Origin of the sequence: Paenibacillus rhizosphaerae, from assembly GCF_014192015.1 — a bacterium.
Taxonomy (GTDB): domain Bacteria; phylum Bacillota; class Bacilli; order Paenibacillales; family Paenibacillaceae; genus Paenibacillus_AQ; species Paenibacillus_AQ rhizosphaerae.
The window spans coordinates 62,268-82,216 of the sequence record NZ_JACHXJ010000003.1 but is presented as its reverse complement, the minus strand read 5'-3'; the positions used below and the strand labels follow the sequence as shown (position 1 = coordinate 82,216).

At 52.2% G+C, this 19,949-nt stretch carries 14 protein-coding genes; 12 read left to right on the top strand and 2 right to left on the bottom strand.

The features are described 5' to 3' along the window. Window positions 1–82: 82 nt before the first annotated feature. Genes FHS19_RS16990 through FHS19_RS16955 form a run of 8 tightly spaced genes read left to right on the top strand, consistent with a single transcriptional unit; the run spans window position 83 to window position 11,353 of the window. Window positions 83–2,965, top strand: coding sequence for an extracellular solute-binding protein (locus FHS19_RS16990; RefSeq protein ID WP_183583076.1), 2,883 nt, complete (start codon window positions 83–85; stop codon window positions 2,963–2,965). A gap of 12 nt (window positions 2,966–2,977) precedes the next feature. Beyond that, window positions 2,978–3,937: a carbohydrate ABC transporter permease gene (locus FHS19_RS16985; protein WP_183583075.1), complete on the top strand. Its 960-nt coding sequence runs from the start codon at window positions 2,978–2,980 to the stop codon at window positions 3,935–3,937. A gap of 13 nt (window positions 3,938–3,950) precedes the next feature. After that, entirely contained in the window at window positions 3,951–4,814 is an 864-nt protein-coding gene (locus tag FHS19_RS16980) for a carbohydrate ABC transporter permease (RefSeq protein ID WP_089550090.1), read from the top strand. Between the two features lie 16 nt (window positions 4,815–4,830). Next, on the top strand, window positions 4,831–6,294 hold the full coding sequence (locus FHS19_RS16975; protein ID WP_183583074.1) for a hypothetical protein: 1,464 nt from the start codon (window positions 4,831–4,833) through the stop codon (window positions 6,292–6,294). Beyond that, window positions 6,284–6,910: a Yip1 family protein gene (locus FHS19_RS16970; protein WP_183583073.1), complete on the top strand. Its 627-nt coding sequence runs from the start codon at window positions 6,284–6,286 to the stop codon at window positions 6,908–6,910. Before FHS19_RS16975 ends, FHS19_RS16970 begins: the two co-directional genes overlap by 11 nt. A 17-nt stretch (window positions 6,911–6,927) precedes the next feature. Then, window positions 6,928–9,480 (top strand): DUF5696 domain-containing protein, encoded by a 2,553-nt coding sequence (locus FHS19_RS16965; RefSeq protein WP_183583072.1) that lies wholly within the window; start codon window positions 6,928–6,930, stop codon window positions 9,478–9,480. Then, window positions 9,477–10,388: a carbohydrate ABC transporter permease gene (locus tag FHS19_RS16960; RefSeq protein ID WP_183583071.1), complete on the top strand. Its 912-nt coding sequence runs from the start codon at window positions 9,477–9,479 to the stop codon at window positions 10,386–10,388. Before FHS19_RS16965 ends, FHS19_RS16960 begins: the two co-directional genes overlap by 4 nt. Before the next feature lie 17 nt (window positions 10,389–10,405). After that, window positions 10,406–11,353 (top strand): carbohydrate ABC transporter permease, encoded by a 948-nt coding sequence (locus tag FHS19_RS16955; RefSeq protein WP_183583070.1) that lies wholly within the window; start codon window positions 10,406–10,408, stop codon window positions 11,351–11,353. Window positions 11,354–11,499: 146 nt separating this feature from the next. On the opposite strand, the gene FHS19_RS16950 is transcribed toward FHS19_RS16955, so the two are convergent. Next, window positions 11,500–12,276 (bottom strand): helix-turn-helix transcriptional regulator, encoded by a 777-nt coding sequence (locus FHS19_RS16950; protein ID WP_183583069.1) that lies wholly within the window; start codon window positions 12,274–12,276, stop codon window positions 11,500–11,502. Window positions 12,277–12,454: 178 nt separating this feature from the next. Between FHS19_RS16950 and FHS19_RS16945 the strand changes: the two genes are divergently transcribed. The 4 genes from FHS19_RS16945 to FHS19_RS16930 all read left to right on the top strand — a co-directional run bounded on the left by FHS19_RS16945 (window position 12,455) and on the right by FHS19_RS16930 (window position 18,916). After that, window positions 12,455–14,275: a family 43 glycosylhydrolase gene (locus FHS19_RS16945; RefSeq protein WP_183583068.1), complete on the top strand. Its 1,821-nt coding sequence runs from the start codon at window positions 12,455–12,457 to the stop codon at window positions 14,273–14,275. A 19-nt stretch (window positions 14,276–14,294) separates the two neighbouring features. Continuing rightward, window positions 14,295–15,830 (top strand): glycoside hydrolase family 43 protein, encoded by a 1,536-nt coding sequence (locus FHS19_RS16940; RefSeq protein WP_183583067.1) that lies wholly within the window; start codon window positions 14,295–14,297, stop codon window positions 15,828–15,830. 63 nt (window positions 15,831–15,893) lie between these two features. Then, window positions 15,894–16,922 carry an endo-1,4-beta-xylanase gene (locus tag FHS19_RS16935; protein ID WP_183583066.1) on the top strand — a complete coding sequence of 343 codons (1,029 nt, stop codon included), beginning with the start codon at window positions 15,894–15,896 and terminating at the stop codon, window positions 16,920–16,922. A gap of 134 nt (window positions 16,923–17,056) precedes the next feature. Beyond that, window positions 17,057–18,916, top strand: a complete 1,860-nt coding sequence (locus FHS19_RS16930) for a beta-L-arabinofuranosidase domain-containing protein (RefSeq protein ID WP_183583065.1) — start codon at window positions 17,057–17,059, stop codon at window positions 18,914–18,916. A 122-nt stretch (window positions 18,917–19,038) separates the two neighbouring features. On the opposite strand, the gene FHS19_RS16925 is transcribed toward FHS19_RS16930, so the two are convergent. Beyond that, window positions 19,039–19,881: an AraC family transcriptional regulator gene (locus FHS19_RS16925; protein WP_183583064.1), complete on the bottom strand. Its 843-nt coding sequence runs from the start codon at window positions 19,879–19,881 to the stop codon at window positions 19,039–19,041. Window positions 19,882–19,949: the final 68 nt, after the last annotated feature.

Sequence of the window (19,949 nt, the reverse complement as noted above, 5' to 3'; positions counted from 1 at the left end):
GAAGCAACAGTCCCTATTAGAGATTTTCTCTAACGGGGACTGTTATTGACATGACATGTCTCTTGCTTCAGGAGGGAAAAGAGTGAACAACCGAAAGAAGAGCTACGTCGCTGTCCTGCTCGTCCTTGCCCTATTAGCGTCCATTTGGGCCTTCTACCCTTCCGGATCATCCGAAGTTCGAAGCGTTCAAGCTATGGCCGATTTTGCTGCTGTTACGGGGTCGGGCGGAGATGACGGCGGCTATGATGCCTATGTAAAAGCCCATTCGGCTGCGAAGCGTCCGGATCAGGTTATCCGGATCGAAGGCGAGAACTATTCCAAAACCGATGGGCCGGGATTCGAGGTTGTCCATCCGTCGGGGGAAACCGCCGTCCTCACGCCGGAGTCAGGTTCCATCAGCTGGAACGTACCTATCGAACAGCCGGGCCTCTACAACATCCGGATCCGGTATTTGCCGGTTGAAGGAAAAAGTTCTGCAATTGAGCGCGGATTGACGATAAATCAGCAGCTGCCCTTTAAGGGGGCCGACCTGGTTACGTTTGACCGGGTCTGGGGCAACCGGGACGATAAGATCGGGCGCGACGACAGAGGCAATGATCTGCGTCCAAGTCAGGTGGAGAAGCCGATATGGCAGATCGAATCCGTCACCGACCGCAGCGGTTATTATGACGAACCCTATTTGTTCTATTTTGACAAAGGCAATCAAAGCATGACCTTGACGGCATTGCGTGAGCCTATGGCCATTGATTATATCGAGCTGTACCAGGAAGAAGCATTACAGACGTACGCAGAAATCAAGAGCGATTATTCAGCCGAAGGGCTGCAGCCGGTCAAAGACCAGTACACCCTGATTCAGGCAGAGGATGCGGTGTATAAATCCTCTCCGACTTTGTATCCGGTTTCTGACAGATCGAGCCCGACGGTTATTCCATATGATGTGTCCAAAATTCGGATCAACACAATTGGGGGGCTGAACTGGAAGCTGCCGGGACAGTGGATCGAGTGGGAATTCGAAGCGCCGGAGGACGGCTTGTATCAAATTGCTTTAAAAGAGAAGCAGGATCAGCTGCGCGGCGTGTTCGCCACGCGAAGCCTGACGATTGACGGAAAAGTTCCGTTCAAAGAGATGAAACGGATTCCTTTTGAATTCAGCAGGGATTGGAGCATGTACGTATTGGGAGAAGATGAGCCGTACCTGTTCCACTTGACCCAAGGCAAGCACCGGATTCGCATGACGGTTTCCCTTGGCGAGCTGGCCCCGCTGATCCAGACGATCGAGTCCAGCGTGCTGCAGCTGAACGAGATGTACCGCAAAATCTTGATGATCACGTCCAATTCACCCGATCCGTACCGGGACTACCAATTGGAGAAGCGGATCCCGGAGATGGCGGAGGTGTTCCGCAAACAAGCCGAAACGATCCAAAGCGTAGCCGATTACCTGGAACATACGACGGGCGAACAGAGCGACAAGGTGGCCATTTTGCACACGATGGTCAAGCAGCTCCAAGAGATGGCCAAACGGCCGGATACAGTCGCGAACCGTTTGGAGGCCTTCAAGACCAACGTCGGCGGCTTAGGTACCTGGATTCTGACCGTCCGGGAACAGCCGCTTACACTGGATTATCTGATTGTTTCCTCACCGGATCATAAGCTGCCGAGAGCGGATGCGTCGTTTCTGCAAGTGGTGAAGCATGAAGCCGGGGCGCTCACCGCTTCTTATACCGAGGATTATGACAGCATCGGCAATACCGGCAAGCAGAAACGATCGACGACGGTTTGGATTACGACGGGGCGGGATCAGGCGCAGGTGTTGAAAAACCTGATCGATGATTCGTTTACCCCGAAATCGGACATTTCGGTCAATCTGAAGCTCGTACCCGCCAACATCCTGCTGCCCGCGACGCTCGCCGGGGAAGGTCCGGACGTGGCCATGCAGATTGGCGAAGACGTGCCCGTGAACTATGCCATGAGGGGGGCGGCCGCCGACCTGTCGAAGTTTGCCGATTATGACACGGTGGCATCCCGCTTTCGCGACAGCGGATTGGTGCCTTACGAATATGACGGAGGCGTCTACGCGCTGCCGGAGCAGCAGTCGTTCCCGATGCTCTTTTACCGCAAGGATATCCTGAAGGAGCTTAACCTGGAGCCGCCCCAAACGTGGCAGGATATCTACAACATGATTTCGGTATTGCAGAAGCACAATATGGAATTTTATCTGCCGATCGAGGCCGCCAACGCGAGCCTGGTGCCTAATCCGACGTTCTCCATGCTGCTGTACCAGAACGGTGGCGAATTCTACCGGGACGGCGGCAGAAAGAGCGCCCTGGATTCCGAGATTTCCATGGATGCCTTTAAGAAATGGACGCAGTTCTATACGAGCTACAAGTTCCCGCTGCTGGCCGACTTCCCGAACCGGTTCCGGACCGGCGAAATGCCGATCGGCATCGCGGATTATACGACGTACAACATGCTGACCGTCCTGGCGCCGGAAATCAAGGGTCTTTGGGAATTTACGATGGTGCCCGGCACGGAGAAGAACGGCACGATCCATCATGAGGTGGCCAGCCACACGACCGGCGTGATGATGCTTGAGGGCGCACGGGATCAGGAGGCCGCTTGGGAATTTATGAAATGGTGGACGGATAAGGATACCCAAATCGCTTACGGACGCGAGATGGAAGGGTTAATGGGCGAAGCGGCCCGTTATCCGACAGCTAACGTCGAGGCGCTCGAGGAGCTGCCTTGGCCGGTTAAAGACTATCGTAATCTGGAGAATCAGTGGAAATGGGTCAAAGGAATCCCGCAGGTTCCGGGCGGCTATTTTACCGGCCGACACCTGGATAACGCATTCCGCAAAGTCGTCAACGCCAGTGAGAATCCCCGTGAGGCTTTGTCGGATTACCTCTTATACATCAATGACGAAATCGCGGTCAAGCGGAAGGAATTCAATTTACCTGAACAATAAGGGGGGAATCGGATGCAAGCCGAAACAACCAGCAAGGCCGCCGTTTCGAGCCTCGTGCAGCCCAAAAAGCAGTCGCGGCTGGCCAACGTTTGGAGAGAACTGAAGAAAAACAAGCATTATTACATCTTGATGAGTCCGTACATGCTGATCTTTTTTGCCTTTACGGTGGTTCCGGTCATTTTTTCGATCGTTCTCAGCTTCTTTTATTTCAATATGCTGGAATTCCCCCGGTTTGTCGGGTGGCAGAACTACTCCAGATTGTTTTTGAATGACGACGTTTTTATGATCGCGCTGAAAAATACGCTGCTCTTCGCGGTCATTTGCGGGCCGATCAGCTATCTGGCCTGCTTCTTGTTTGCATGGATTATCAATGAGCTGTCCCCGAAGGTCCGCGCGTTTATGACGCTTGTTTTCTACGCGCCGTCGATTTCCGGCAACGTTTTCTTTATTTGGCTCATTATTTTTTCAGGCGACAGATACGGCTACTTGAACGGCTTTTTAATTAAATTCGGCTTTATGCTGGAACCGATTCAATGGCTGACGAACGAAAAATATATTTTGCCGATCATTATGATCGTCCAGCTGTGGCTCAGCTTGGGCACCAGCTTCCTGGCTTTTATCGCGGGGCTGCAGACGATCGACAAATCCCTGATTGAAGCCGGGGCGATCGACGGCATCCGTAACCGCTGGCAGGAGCTGTGGTTCATTACGCTGCCGTCCATGAGGCCGCAGCTGATGTTCGGCGCGGTTATGCAGATCACCAGCTCGTTTGCGGTGGCTGATATCTCGATTGCGCTCGCAGGATTCCCCAGCGTCAACTATGCGGGGCATACGATCGTCACGCACTTGATGGATTACGGAACAATCCGCTTTGAAATGGGGTATGCATCCGCAATTGCGACCGTGCTGTTCGCCATGATGTTAGGTGCCAACAAATTGACGCAGGGATTGCTAAGAAAGGTAGGGGAGTGATTTGGTTACGAGAATGATGGCCGCCTTTCGGATGCCGAGAAGGCTGAACCGCTCTTTTACCGTCAGCTTTATGCTGTTCGCGTTCCTGGCCGTATTCGGCGCATTCATGGCGCTGCCGCTGATCTATGCCGTCAATAATGCTTTTAAACCGCTGAACGAGCTTTTCCTGTTTCCGCCGCGATTCTTTGTGAACAATCCGACGATGGATAACTTTTACGATCTGGTGGCGCTGATGGGAAATTCCTGGGTGCCGCTGTCCCGGTACATCGTCAATACGCTCTTCATTACGATTGTAGGGACCGTCGGCCATATCCTGCTGTCGTCCGCCGCGGCCTATCCGCTGGCCAAATACCGTTTTCCCGGGTCCAGGATCCTGTTCTCCATCGTCGTCATGTCCTTGATGTTTTCCGGGCACGTTACGGCGATTCCCAACTATATGGTGATGTCGTGGCTCGGCTGGATCAATACGCACGCATCGATTATCGTCCCATCGCTTGCGTTCCCGTTAGGTTTATTCCTGATGAAGCAGTTCATGGAACAGATTCCGGATGCCCTGCTGGAAGCGGCCAAAATCGACGGGGCGAACGAATACCGGATTTATTGGACGATCGTCATGCCCAATGTGAAGCCTGCATGGTTAACACTGATGATTTTGCAGTTTCCGATGCTGTGGGGCTCGGACGGGGGCAATTTTATATACAGCGAGAACCTCAAGACCCTTCACTACGCCTTGGGACAAATCACCGCGGGCGGGATTGCCCGTGCAGGCGTGGGGGCCGCCGTCGCGCTGATTCTGATGGTCGTGCCGATTACACTCTTTATCATTTCGCAGAGCAATGTCCTTCAGACGATGGCCACCTCCGGAATGAAAGAATAGAGGGGAGACTAGCACGATGCGAATAAGCATACCCAAAGTGAAAATGTACCTCCTGGCTGCCCTCTGCTGCCTGCTGGGGACGAATATAGGCGTAAACGTGGCTCACGCCGAAGGCAGCGCCTCCTACAATTATTCCTTCTGGAATGATACCACCCCGGCTCCCGCCGCCTATGAGGCCACGTTTTTGCTGAATGGCGCGCAGCTTGGCGTCGGCCCCTTCAAAAACCCGAGCGACATCCATGTAACGGCTGACAAAGAGATCTATGTGCTCGATTCCGGCAACAACCGTATCGTCATTCTCGACCAGCATTTTAAGCCGGTTAAAGTGGTAGATTCCTTTGACCGCGAGGGGAAGAAGGATACGTTCAATAATCCGCAAGGGATATTCGTGACCGACCGGAAAGAACTGTTTATCGCCGATACGGGCAATAAGCGGGTGGTCCATCTGGATTCAAACTTAAGGATGGCAGGAGTGCTTGAAGCGCCGAAGTCAGACTTGCTGCAGGCCAATTTCGATTTCCAGCCGGTTCGGGTGGTCGTCGACAAGGCGCAGCGAATCTACGTGATGTCGACCGGCGTATTTGACGGTTTCATGGAATTCAATGCGGACGGGGCGTTCACCTCGTTCATCGGCGCAAACCGGGTGACGGTCGATCCGGTGGAACTGTTCTGGAAAAAGATGTCTACGCAGGCGCAGCGGAGCCGGATGGTGATGTTTACGCCTACCGAATTCACGAACCTGGATATGGATGACGAAGGCTTCATTTACGCAACGAGCGGTGACTATTCGAATAACCCGATCAAAAAATTGAACGCGCAGGGCAACGATATTCTCCGGCGGACAGGATATCTCAGCCTGGTGGGTGATATCCGGTATTCAAGCGATATCGGTCCATCCCGGCTCATCGATATCGATGTCACCGACAGCGAGATGTATTCGGTCCTCGATTCCAAGCGGGGCAGGGTCTTCACATACAGCGGGGATGGACATCTGATGTACATATTCGGTGGCCTGGGCAACCAACTGGGCCAATTCAATACTCCTGCGGCGATTGAACGGGTCGGGGACGATTTTCTTGTACTGGATAAGGCATTCGGCGAGATTACGGTGTTTCAGACGACAGCGTACGGCCGAATGTTAAACGAAGCGGTCCGGAGCTACTACAGGGGCGATGAAGAAAAGGCGTTTGATCTCTATCAGCAGGCGATCAATACGAATGCGAACCTGGAATTTGCTTATTCCGGCGTGGGTAAGGCCCTCCTTCGAAAAGGGGACTACAAAGGGGCGATGCAGTATTTCAAGGAAAGCTACGACTATGCCAATTATTCAAAGGCCTACCTGCTTTACCGCAAACAGGTGCTGCGAGAATACTTCCCGGCAGTCATGACAGGGTTGATCGTGCTCGCCGTGGTTCTCTTGTTCTTCAAAAAGCTCCGTAAGCGGATGAGAAGACAAGGAGGTGTAACGATTGAATCGTGAGCACGTAAAATACCCGCTTTATCTCATTGTGCATCCCTTTAACGCCTATTCGGATCTGAAATACGAACGAAACAAGCGGCACACCCTGATCGCTTCTTTGATCATTTTGTTTTTGATGATCATCACGAATGTCCTGAGCAACCAGTACAGCGGCTTCCTGGTCAACCTGTCCAATCCGGATGATATGAACAGCCTGATGGAAGTGGTGTACATCGTTGTCCCGGTCTTGTTCTGGTGCTTAGCTAACTGGTCGCTGACGACGCTCATGGACGGAGAAGGGAAGTTTGTTGAAATTTTTACGTCGACGTGCTTTGCCCTCGTTCCGATGATGATCATCAACTTTCCGTGGATTTGGCTCAGCAACGTCATTTCGCTCCAGGAGACGGCTTTTTATTACTTCTGCAGCAGCGCGGCCTACCTCTGGTCGGCGTATCTCTTGTTCGTCGGCAACATGACCGTGCATCAATACTCACCGTCGAAGACCATCGGGACGATTCTGCTGACGATCGTGGCGATGGGATTCATGGCTTTTATCTGCCTGCTGTTTTTCGGACTGATTCAGCAGATGATTTCGTTCGTTCACGTGATCTACCAGGAAATTATGCTTAGAAATTAAAGAAAGGAGGAGAAACCATGCGCAAAGCCAGAAACGCCCTGTGGCTCCCGGTACTGCTCGCGGGGATCGCACTGGCCGGCTGCGCCGATTCGAACGCGGCCCATACCGGGGCGAATGATGCACCAGCTGCAGCCGAATTCACCAAGGGCCAGCCTTTGAAAGCTGCATTTACCGACGCACGCGCAGCCGGTATGAAAGGCGTGGCCGAAAATGAACGACTGCGGCTGTTTGTCGATGAGAGTTCGGGCGCCATTGCCGTATTAAATAAGGAGACCGGAGAGACTTGGTACAGCAACCCGCCGGAGCAAGGTAAGGACCCGCTCGCCTCCGGGGTGAACAAAGCCAATCTTTCGTCCCAGCTCAAGATCGATTATTACAACAATTTCGGCCAGGTGAATTCCATCAATACGTTCACGGACAGCGTCTCGCATAAGCAGATCAAATTCGAACCGATTCCAAGCGGGGTAAGGGTCACGTACCAGTTCGGAACGGCCGTGAAATCGGCAGCCGATTTGCCGATGATGCTCAGCAGCGAGCGAATGGAGGCAATGCTGGGCAAGCTGGACAAAACGGGTCAGCGGGCTTTGAAAATCGCCTATAAAGAAGATCCGGATAAAAAGGTGTATGTCCGCAACGACAGCGCCTTAAATGGACTCCAGCTCGATCGCGCCTTCAAGGCGTTCGACGATGCCGGATATACCGAAGAGGACCTGATGAAGGACATGGAGGAGCTGCACTTTACGCAGGAGAAGCCGGAACCGCGGATATTCCTGGCATCGATCGAATACGCCCTGGACGGCGGCAGTTTAGTCGCCAAAATCCCAGCATCCGGTATTCAATATCCGAGCGCATATCCGATCGGGAATATTTCCTTCCTCAGCTTTTTCGGCGCCGGCAGCTCCAAGGAGCAGGGGGCAATCTTCGTGCCGGACGGCTCCGGTGCGCTCATCCATTTCAATAACGGAAAGAAGCAGTATCCCGCTTATCAGCAGCCGGTGTACGGGGAAGACCTGACGATGAAAACGACCGAGGATGCCAAGACCGAGCAGCCGGTCCGGCTGCCGGTGTTCGGCATCATTCGGGAGAGCGGCGCGATCCTCGGCATCATCGAGGAAGGCGCATCGGCTGCGGCCATTCATGCCGATATCAGCGGGAAACTGAACAGCTATAACTATGTATATCCCAGCTTCAATGTCATGAACAAAGGAGAAGTGACGCTGCAAGCGAACGGCCAGGAGCGCACGCTGCCCAGGTTCCAGGAACAGGCGATGAAAACGGACTTTTCGGTCCGGTACGCGTTTTTGAGCAAAGAGGAAGCCTCTTACCAAGGATTGGCTCACTATTACCAGCGTTATTTGGAGGAGCATGGCGGTCTCCCTAAGCCAGAGCAGGCCACCGATGCGGCAGATACGCCGTTCTACCTGCAGCTGGTCGGCGGCATCGCCAAACAGAAGCATGTCGCCGGCATTCCTTACCGGACAATTGAGCCTCTCACGACGTTCGAACAATCGGAGGAAATCATCAACCAGATGAAGAGCCGCGACATATCCAACATCAAACTGAAATTTTCAGGCTGGTTCAATGGCGGAATGAATCATGAGGTACCAGATCACATTTCGGTCGACAAAGCGGTCGGCGGCAGCAAGGGATTGCGGGGCTTCTTGTCGTTCGCACGGGATCAAGGAGTTTCATTCTTTCCTGACGTTGCGGTTCTGACTGCGAATACGGGAAAGGGGTTCGATGAGAACGCAAATGCTGCGAGAACGTTGAGAGGCGTTCCCGCTGCTCTCTATCCGTTGGATCAGGCACTCAATCGAAGAGACCGGGATAAGTCGCCGTCGTACGTGGTATCCCCGCGGCTTGCCGTATCCTATACCGAGTTATTGCTGAAGGGCTTGAAAGGGTACCAGACTGTCGGCATTTCACTCCGGGATCTCGCCGATCAGCTCAACAGCGATTACCGAAAGCACAATCAGCTGGATCGCACCCAGTCCGAGAGCATATCGGTTCAAGCGCTGGGCAGCATCTCGCAGGAGAATTTGAAGGTCATGGCGGACGGCGGCAACGCTTATGCACTTCCATTCTTGTCGGATATTACGAACGCGCCGATGTCCGGCAGCCAGTTCAAGATCGAGGACGAAGAGATCCCGTTCTATCAAATGGTCACCCGCGGGTACGTTGATTACACCGGAAGCCCGTTTAACCTGTCAACCTATACGGATGAACGGCAGTATATCCTGAAATGCCTCGAATACGGGGCGGGCGTGTATTTCGAATGGATTTATGAACCGAATGACAAAGTGAAGGATACGGATTATAACGACCTGTATGCCGTCCATTACAAGCAGTGGATCGATCAGGCCGCCGAAATGTACCGCGAGTTGAACGATGTGCTGAAGAACGTCCGGAATGAGCCGATCACTGGCCATGAGAAGCTTGGCGAAGGCGTGTTCAAGACCGTGTACGGGAACGGTATTTACGTCATTGTGAACTATAACCGTTCGGATGTGAAGGTGGGCGGCCAAACGGTGAAAGCCGAGAGCTATTTGACGGGTGGTGTGCAATCTTGAAGTCTATACTGAAATTCGGCGGCACGAAGCGGCGGACGTACGCCGAACAGAAGGCGCTTTGGGGCTTTATCTACGTTTTGCCGTGGCTGCTGGGATTCCTCCTTTTTTTTCTGATCCCGTTAGTTTCTTCATTAAGGTACAGCTTCAGCTCCATCGAGGCCAATGCAAGCGGCATGAACATCAGCTTTATCGGCATCTCCAATTACGTGGAAGCTCTTACGGTGAATACGAGCTTTAACCGTACGCTGACGACCTCGATCGTCAACATGGTCATCAACGTGCCGCTGATCGTGATCTTCAGCCTGTTTTTGGCTGTACTGCTGAACCAAAGGTTTGTCGGCAGAGCCATTGCCAGATCGATCTTTTTCCTGCCGGTCATCTTGGCCTCCGGAGTCATCGCGAATTTGGAGACGACCAGCCTGGTTCAAGCCATCAATGAGCAGAACGCCGGCGGCGCCGTGAGCGGTCTTGGTACCAGCGAGCTGACGCGGATTATGATCAATTCCGGCGTCAGCGAAAACATCGTTACGTACCTGACCAGCGCAGTGGACCGCATCTATCAGATTGTCAGCCAGTCGGGCGTGCAAATATTGATCTTCCTTGCAGGGATCCAGTCGGTATCCCCCCAGCTGTACGAGGCATCCAAGATCGAAGGAGCGACCGGCTACGAAGCGTTCTGGAAAATCACACTGCCCATGGTCAGCCCGCTGATCCTCGTCAACGTGATCTATACGGTGATCGACTCGTTCTCCCGGAGCGAAATGACGAAGCTGATCCAGGAAACGGGATTCACAAATTTCAATTTCGGCCTCAGCTCGGCAATGGCCTGGATCTACTTCTTGGCGATCATGGTCATTTTGCTGATCATTACGTTTTTCATTTCCAAAAGAATTTTCTATCAAGAGTAGAAGGAGCGTGAGCAGCGTTGATCATCGCCCGTTTATTGTCGCCCGAAAGCTGGAAGCGCTGGCTGTGGACCGTCGTGCGGCTGGTCCTGATGGCAGGACTGTCGTTTGTTATTCTGTACCCTATTCTTCAAAAAATTTCGACGGCCATCAAGGACAAGAGCGACCTGTATTCGCCGATCGTCGTCTTTATCCCGGAGCATTATTCGCTGGACAATTTCAAACAAGCCATATCGATCATGGACTATTGGCACACGCTGTTCAATACGTTCACGTTATCGGCTATGACGACGATCCTGACGGCCGTGTCCTGTGCGTTTGCAGGCTACGCCTTTGCGCGGCTTAAATTTAAAGGCAGCAATTTGCTCTTTGGAGGCGTCATCCTGACCATTCTGGTGCCTCCAACGACTATTCTGATACCGATCTACATGAATTTGAAGGATTTCAGCCTCATGGGGCTGATCCCCCTACTGACCGGGAAGTCGGTGAACCTGCTGGATTCGTACTGGCCTTTCTTTCTCACCTCGGTCACCGCAAACTCGCTGAAGGCGGGTCTCTACATTTTTATTTTCAGGCAGTTTTTCCGGGGCATCCCGAAAGAAGTGGAGGAGGCGGCTTATATCGATGGGGCGGGCGTAGGCAAAACTTTCATGCGCATCATGCTGCCTAATGCCGTTCCGGCCATCGTCACCGTGCTGCTGTTTTCGTTTGTATGGCAGTGGAATGACAGCTTCTTTACGACCACGTATTTAACGTCGGGCAAAGTGATGTCCACCCAACTGGCGTCGCTGCCGCACAACCTCTCCATCATGCTCGAAGGCGGGGTTGCGACCAACAAGGATCCTTTCTATATGAGCATGGTGCAGGATACCGGCATCTTGCTGGCCATCCTGCCGCTGATCATTATTTATTTGTTCGTGCAGCGGTACTTTGTGGAAAGCATCGAGCGGACCGGTATCGTCGGGTAACGTTGGATAAAATGCAAGTCGCCTTTCGGAATCAGGCTGCAGCTGGCTGGTACCGGAAGGCGTTTCTTTAAGAGATCAGAAAGTATAAGTTTCGGAGCTTCGGCTTCATGATCTCGCAAGAAAAAAATGGCCATGCCGGCAGCGTCTCAAAGCCGTAAATCAGCCGATTGCCGGTATTCACGAGGCGTGCAGCCCACGATACGCCGAAATTGTCTGGAGAAATGCTCGACATTATTGTATCCGCACAGCTCGCTGATATCGGCGATTCGGAGCGAGCCGTAAATCAGCCTTTCCTTGGCGAGGCGAATTCTGCACTGGATCACGTCGTCCATACAGGAAATCCCGAATGTCGACTTATACAGCGTTTGCAGGTACCCGGGGCTCAAATGAACATCATCGGCCATGGAGGGGACGCTCCATTCGCCGCCGGGACGGTTATGAATCGCCTTGCGCAGATCCAGCAGTTTCTGGTAATGCGGCGAATTTTCCTTGGATTGAAAAGCTTCAAGCAGCTTGTTGAACAAGATCCGGAACAGGTAGTCGATGGAGAGTTCACGGTAATCGCAGCTGAAAAAATTTTCGGTGGCCAGAAGCTGAAACAGCTGGCGGCAGTAACCGGGATCCGGCACCGGAATCGGAACGCCCCGCGGAAGCGTCGTCCCCAGAATGTACGATTCGTCCGTTTCGAAACGGACCCAGTCATTCACAAATTTGCCTGAGCAGGCGCGGTACATTATCTTTTGGCGAGGGGGAAAGAGGACGGCACAGTTTGCCGGGTATTCCCTGATTTCTCCCTGAACCCAGAACTCTGCAGGGGTTTGCGTAAGAATAAGCAGCCAAAAATCATGCCCTTCCGGAATGTCATAAATAAAGTCTCCGGGATGGGCGGCATCATATCCGACATAGTAAATGGATGTCGTCATCGCAATCTCCAATCTTAGAATAGATCAAGTTTCTGTCAGCATAGATCATTCATTGGCAAAATGTCCTATTTTATAATTTCATAGTAAACACAATACAAAGTCAATAGAACAGTAAGAAGTGGCGAGACTCCGTTTAGGCATCCGTATTTGAAATGATCAATAAAAGTGAGGTCATGCCATGATTTCAAAAATGGAAAGCGAATACATCGAGGTCTTATGCTATACGCGCACCCCGCAGGAGGACATCATCTATGCGTCCAGGCTGGCGCACAGCATGCATCTTGCCTATAGCGGGGACGGCAATCAATTTCAGGCATTGAACCATAATTCAGGCGTTCTGTTCGCCAAAGCCACGCATCATGAAAACGGGAAGCTCCGAGCCAAAAGCCTGAAAAATCCGTACCTCTTCCACATGGCCGACGGAAGATTCGGCGTTGTTGCCGTACGGACAGAGGCGGATGGCCAGGAGGATGAAGAAAGCAGAGGGGCGGTGCTGTTCTTTACTTCCAACGATTTGCTGCAATATCAAGAAGTCGGGCTGGTCGATTTGAAGAGCGATGCTTACGTTCTCGACGCCACTTGCGAATATGATGAATCATGCCAGGCCTACGTCATTCACTGGTGCGACAGTAACGGACGCAGCTACCGAAATGAGATACAGGATCTTAATGATCTGGATGGCGCCGGGACTCCGGAAAGAGCTGAGCCGTTTACTCTGGAAGCCGTATCAGCTGACATTGAAGGCATACAGCCCCGAAATGTGATCCGCGTTCCGCGGGAAACCGCACAACGCCTCGTATGCCGGCTTACGGTTCCGCAGAATGTTGCTATCGAGGTCCCGGAATGCATCACGGCGGCATCGGCCGAGGATTTGAAGATGCTCAAAGCGACTGCAGTATACAGCGATGGCACCACGGCTCCCAAGGCCGTGGACTGGGATGCGGCGGCGGTTCGCTGGGACCGGTCCGGAACATATCGGGTGAAGGGAACGGTCCGTCAGGAACATTACGCATTTCCGGTCGCGGCGAACCGGGCGGACCCTTGTATCGCGAAATGGAACGGCAAGTATTATTTCATTGCGACCAACGACGCCGACGGCAACCGAACCTTGTATATCCGGGAAGCAGAAACGATATCCGGTCTTGTTCAGGCCGGCGAGTCCTTAATTCTCGATACACAAACCTATGATCACATTAAAGGGCTGTTATGGGCGCCCGAGTTCCATATCATTGAGGGCGGGCTGTACATTTTTCATGCGGCAACGACAGGCGAATTTTTCGATGAAGAGTGCCATGTGATGAAGCTGCGCGAGGGTGGGGATCCCACCTGTGCCGCAGACTGGTCGATGCCCCGGCGCGTCGTCAGGAAAGACGGTACCGAGTTATGCGAGGCGGGCAAGGTGATCTCCCTGGACATGACGGTCATCCAGGTGAACGGGGAATGTTACGCGGCCTGGTCGGAACGGCAGTTCGTGCCTGAAGATCTTGGTGCCTGGATTTATATCGCGAAATTGGATCCGAAAGAGCCGTGGAGGCTGACGAGCGACCCGGTGCTGTTAACCCGACCGGACGTTGGCTGGGCCAATAACCATACCTTTGTCGATGAAGGGCCGTTTGCCTTGATCCGGGATGGCAGAATCTTTATAACCTTCTCGAGCGCAGCGGTAGACGCCACTTATTGCGTGGGCCTGCTGACCGCCGACACGAATGCGGACCTGCTGAATCCCGGCAGCTGGACGAAGGGCAATTATCCGCTGCTGACGTCGAGAAGCGTCCCGGGCGAATACGGTCCGGGCCATAATTCCTACGTTACGGATGATGAGGGCGTCACTTGGAACGTGTACCATGCCAGACCGGGAGTAGAGGAGCCTAGAGGCTCCGGAATCCGCCGCGTTCATTTTGATGTGGACGGATACCCGGTGCTTGATTTGACCGAAGAAAGGGATTTGAACCCGGCTTTGGCCGAGGTTTCGATCGAAGTCATTGTAAAACGCGACTAGGAAGGGGCAGAGAGAGAATATGTATCCAAATCCGATTATTTGGGCCGATTATCCGGATCTTGACGTGATCCGGGTAGAGGATACCTACTATATGGTCAGCACGACGATGCACATGATGCCGGGCTGCGTCATTCTGCGTTCATACGACCTGATTCAATGGGAAGTGGCTTCACATGTGTACGACGTTCTGGACAATACGCCGGCACAGCGGCTCGAAGACGGCAAGCATATTTATGGACAGGGCATGTGGGCACCATCCTTTCGTTACCACAAGGGGAAATTCTACGTTATCTTCGTGGCGAACGATACCCGCCGAACTTATCTGTACACGGCCGATACCGTATCCGGTCCATGGACGAAACAATACATCGAAGGCTTTTATCACGACTGCTCGCTGTTGTTTGACGATGACGGCCGGGCGTATCTGATTTACGGGAATGCCGAGATTCACCTGCTCGAACTGAAGGCGGATCTTTCCGGTCCCAAGCCCGGTGGGCTGAACCGTATCATCGTCAAAGAACGCGAGCCGTACCATCTCGGATATGAGGGTGCCCATTTTTATAAGATCGGCGGCAGGTATTACGCCTTCTTTATCCATATTTCAAAGGCGACGGGACGCCGGACGCAGGCCTGCTTTGCGGCGGATTCCCTGGAGGGCGAGTTTACGGGCGGAGAGGTCTTTAATGACGATATGGGGTATTTTAATTCGGGCGTAGCGCAGGGAGGCATCGTGGATACACCGGACGGGAAATGGTTGGCCGTTCTGTTTCAGGATCACGGCGCCGTCGGCCGGATTCCGGTGCTTGTTCCGCTGCGCTTCGAGAACGGTTTTCCGGTATTCGCCACAGAAGCACCCAAAATGATCGAACTGCCAAGCACAAGACCCGGTTATTCCTACCAGCCTTTGGTTGGAAGCGACGACTTTCATTACACGCCGGACGAGCACGGCAACGTGCGCCTGAAGGACGTTTGGCAGTGGAATCATACGCCTGACGATGCATTATGGTCCGTAACGGACAAACCGGGAGTCTACCGGATCCAATCCGGAAAGATCAGCCCCAATTTGACGTTTGCGGTCAATACGCTGACGCAGCGCGCCATGGGACCGGCATGCGAAGCGACGGTCACGCTGGACGGCAGCGGGATGAAGGATGGCGATTATGCAGGGCTGTGCTTCTTGATCGGCACGTACGGCTTGATCGCCCTGACCAAGGAGGCCGGCCGATCCTATCTGGTTATGCTGGCGAGAGAAGCCAAAGACCGCTCTATATTCGGCAAATTGGTCGACGAAGAGCCCGGGACCGAGGTCGCCAGAATTCCCGTTTCCGGAGACGTCGTCACGCTCAAGGCAACCGGCAATTTCGTGAATAATGCGGATGAGTGCATGTTTTATTACCGGGACGGCGCGGATTGGCAGCAGCTCGGAATTACGCACAAGATGGTATACAAGCTGGACCATTTTATGGGATGCCGCATCGGCCTGTTTTTGTTTTCCACCCGGGAGGCTGGAGGGACGGCGGATTTTTCCGATTTTCAATACCAGGTGTTGAAGTAATCCGACTTCCGAGGTGTCTTTCATGAGCATTGAAGTATAGAACTTCTCTAGGAGGGGATGGGTATGATGAGTTTGCGTGAAGCGTTTAAAGAACAGTTTATGGTCGGGGCCGCCGTCAATCCGGTGACGTTAGATACGCAGCGTGATTTGCTTATCGAGCATTTCAACAGCGTGACGGCCGAAAATGAAATGAAATTCGAAAGGGTGCATCCCGCGGAGGACCGGTATACGTTTGAGGCGGCAGACCGTTTGGTGGCTCTGGCTAAAGCCAACGGCATGGGGGTAAGGGGCCATACGCTGGTGTGGCACAATCAGACGCCGAAATGGGTGTTTGAGCATGAAGATGGCAGCCCGGCGGATCGGGTGACGCTCCTGGCCCGCATGAAATCTCACATCAATACGGTCGTTTCCCATTACAGGGGAGAACTCTATGCCTGGGACGTAGTGAACGAAGCGGTGTCCGACAGCGGCAGCGAACTGCTGCGGCCCTCGAAGTGGCACGACATCATCGGCGAGGATTTCATCGCCAAGGCGTTTGAGTATGCCCATGAAGCCGATCCGGAGGCGCTGCTGTTCTACAACGATTACAACGAGTCTGATCCGGTGAAAAGCGAGAAAATCTATACACTCGTCAAATCACTGCTCGAGCAGGGAGTGCCGATTCACGGCATCGGGCTTCAGGCGCATTGGAGCCTGTATCATCCGTCGCTGGACGATTTCCGCCGGGCGATCGAGAAATACGCCAGTTTGGGCGTGAAGCTGCACATTACAGAGCTGGACGTTTCGATGTTTGCGTTCGATGACCGGCGGACCGACCTCACGGCTCCGACCGAAGATATGCTGGCTCTTCAGGCGGAACGTTACGGACAATTTTTCCGGTTGTTCCAGGAATACAGCGAACATATCACATCCGTCACTTTTTGGGGCGCTGCCGATGATTATACCTGGCTGGACCATTTTCCTGTAAGGGGCCGGAAGAACTGGCCCTTCTTATTTGATGTGAAGCATCAGCCCAAACCGTCTTATTGGGAAGTGCTGAAGACAGTAGGAACGAGTGCGAATTCCGGCGTCATGAAGGAGAATAACGATTAAGTCGCCGCTCCACCGTCACGAACCTGGTGATTTGGGAGGATGTCCCGGATCCAATTTCAATGATCATCTGATTTTGTTAATCATCCCGGGGGTCACATCCTACGCTTCAAATTAATCTATTTGGGGGTTCGGTTATGGAAGAATTGAGAGGGAAACATGTGAAGCTCCATGATAACGAGCTAAGACGCAGAGAAGCAGCAAACAGAAACTATCTGATGAAACTAACCAGTAACCATCTTCTATTTAATTTTAATCTGGAAGCAGGAAGATACACGGGAAGAGATATTCCGCCAGGAGCGCACGGGGGCTGGGAATCCCCGGTGTGCCAGCTTCGCGGCCATTTCTTGGGGCACTGGCTGTCTGCTGCGGCAATCCGTTATGATGCGAGCGGGGATGCGGAGCTGAAGGTGAAATCGGACCTGATCATAGACGAGTTGGCCGAATGCCAGAAGGATAATGGAGGGCAGTGGGTAGGTCCCATCCCGGAGAAATATTTGCATTGGATAGCGAACGGAAAAAATATTTGGGCGCCTCAGTACAATCTTCATAAGACCTTTATGGGTCTTGTCGACATGTATCTGTTTGCGGGCAATCAGAAAGCCTTGGACATCGCCGACCGATTTGCGGATTGGTTTGTGCAATGGAGCAGTACATTTTCAAGAGAAAAGTTCGATGACATTCTGGATGCGGAAACGGGGGGGATGCTTGAAATTTGGGCTGAACTGCTTGAAATTACGGGGAAAGATAAATACAGGAACCTGCTGGAACGGTATTATCGCAGCCGACTCTTTCAACCGCTAGTAGAAGGAAAAGATCCTCTTACCAATATGCATGCCAATACGACGATTCCTGAGGTTTTGGGCTGTGCAAAGGCCTATGAAGTAACGGGGGAGGAGCGGTGGATGGATATTGTCAGGGCCTATTGGAAGTGCGCCGTGACGGAAAGAGGCTTCCTTGTTACTGGTGGCCAAACCGCTGGAGAAGTCTGGATGCCAAAAATGAAGATGAAGTCCAGGCTGGGTGACAAAAATCAGGAACACTGTACGGTGTATAACATGATGCGTCTGGCGGAGTTTTTGTTCAGACATACAGGTGATCCTGCTTATGCGCAATATATCGAATACAATTTGTATAACGGTATTATGGCGCAGGCCTATTATCAAGAATATGGATTAACAGGTAATAAGCATAATCATCCGTCAACCGGACTGCTGACGTATTTCCTCCCAATGATGGCAGGCTTGCGTAAGGATTGGAGTTCGGAGACCGAAAGCTTCTTCTGCTGCCATGGCACCATGGTTCAGGCGAATGCTGCTTTAAATCGAAACTTATATTACAGGGACGATAACGATTTCTTTGTATGCCAGTATTTTGACTCGGAACTAACAACGACAGTGGATGGCGAAGACATTCGCCTCATTCAAAAACAAGACCATATGACCGGAAGCCTGCTAACTTCTTCTGATATTACAGGATTTCAGAAACTTAACGAAAAAACAGAGCTGTATGAAAACATGCCTTCGTACAAAAAGTTTGATTTTATAGTAAATACGTTCAAACCTATGAACTTCTCGCTCCGTTTTCGGATTCCGGAATGGATTACATCGGAAGCGGCCATTTACGTAAACTCCGAACTTCACGGTAAAACCAAAGACAGCACGGCTTTTTATAAAATTGAACGGCAATGGATGGATGGCGACAAGGTCAGCGTGATCTTGCCTATAGGAGTCGGGTTCATACCGCTTCCAGATGATGAGAGCATCGGTGCCTTCCGCTATGGGCCCGAAGTGCTGGCAGGTATTTGTGATGCCGAGAGAATACTGTTTGCTGACATCCAAGACGCTGCATCCGAATTGACGATGGAAAATGAACGGGAGTGGGGGAGCTGGAGATATTTCTTTAAAACCGTAAACCAGGACCCGGCCATTCCATTTAGGAGAATCCGGGATATAGGATATGAACCATACCAGGTTTACTTTAAAGTAAAATCATAATAAAGAGGAATTGAAAGCGGTCAGTGGAAACGGGGATCGGGGTGAAAGCCCGAAATCATTCGAATGGTGCTTGTACAAGCAGCATTTTTTTACGTATTAAAGGTGGCTGTACCACATTTAAATTAAGACGATACCGCTGGATGAGAACTGAAGGTAATCCGGTATGCGGTCGGTGAGAAGCCGGTCGATTCCTTGAAAATCCTTGAAAGATAGGAGATATCGGATATTCCGACCCGGTCGCCGATTTCAGATAACAGGAGGTTCGTCGTCACAAGCAGCAGTTTTGCTTCCTCCAGCCTTCTTTTTTTGATGTATTGGATCGGTGAAATGCCGAACTGCCTTTTAAATACACGGATGAAATAGTTGGGATGCAGGTGAGCCTTTTCTGCCAGGTCCGTAATGGTCAAGGCGTGATGGTAGTTGTTCTGAATATACGAAATCACCTGTTCGAGAGGTTCGGGCTCCGTCCAACGATGGAGGCTGACCTCGGAGGAAACTGCATGCTCTATGTAATAGGAAACCAGTCTCAGCATGGCTGATTTCACAAGCAACGGACCGCTAATGGAAGCAGCTGAATCGCTTTCGAGCAATTCGCGGAACAGCCGGATCGCTTCGTTGTCATTTTTGATATCGACATACAGGGGAGTTTGAATCAGGTCAAAGAGATTGCGATCTCCAACCCGAGCGGTAAAATGGCACCAATATTTGGTGTACCTGGGCCCTGAAGTATAAGAATAGGATTGCTTAACGCCATGAGGCATCAGAAACCATTGCCCGGGTTTCGGAGTGAATTCCGAATCGCCGATTTTTAGCCATCCCTCCCCGTCACAAATCAAATAAAACTTGTTAAAATCCGGCGTATAGTCGAGCTCCCGCCAATCCGTCCATACCTGGTTGTATCCCATCTCTATTACCCGTACATCCAGATTCTCCATGTACAGCCTGGCTAATGATTGGTTGCCCATATCCACGTTCTCCATTTCCTATAGATAGATTGAACTCAAGTTTCGAATTGAAGCCCCTGTTGTCATGG

Coding starts and splice junctions, on each gene's coding strand:
- FHS19_RS16985 (WP_183583075.1), top strand. CDS start 2,978: ATGCAAGCCGAAACAACCAGCAAGGCCGCCGTTTCGAGCCTCGTGCAG.
- FHS19_RS16980 (WP_089550090.1), top strand. CDS start 3,951: ATGATGGCCGCCTTTCGGATGCCGAGAAGGCTGAACCGCTCTTTTACC.
- FHS19_RS16975 (WP_183583074.1), top strand. CDS start 4,831: ATGCGAATAAGCATACCCAAAGTGAAAATGTACCTCCTGGCTGCCCTC.
- FHS19_RS16965 (WP_183583072.1), top strand. CDS start 6,928: ATGCGCAAAGCCAGAAACGCCCTGTGGCTCCCGGTACTGCTCGCGGGG.
- FHS19_RS16950 (WP_183583069.1), bottom strand. CDS start 12,276: ATGACGACATCCATTTACTATGTCGGATATGATGCCGCCCATCCCGGA.
- FHS19_RS16945 (WP_183583068.1), top strand. CDS start 12,455: ATGATTTCAAAAATGGAAAGCGAATACATCGAGGTCTTATGCTATACG.
- FHS19_RS16940 (WP_183583067.1), top strand. CDS start 14,295: ATGTATCCAAATCCGATTATTTGGGCCGATTATCCGGATCTTGACGTG.
- FHS19_RS16935 (WP_183583066.1), top strand. CDS start 15,894: ATGATGAGTTTGCGTGAAGCGTTTAAAGAACAGTTTATGGTCGGGGCC.
- FHS19_RS16930 (WP_183583065.1), top strand. CDS start 17,057: ATGGAAGAATTGAGAGGGAAACATGTGAAGCTCCATGATAACGAGCTA.
- FHS19_RS16925 (WP_183583064.1), bottom strand. CDS start 19,881: ATGGGCAACCAATCATTAGCCAGGCTGTACATGGAGAATCTGGATGTA.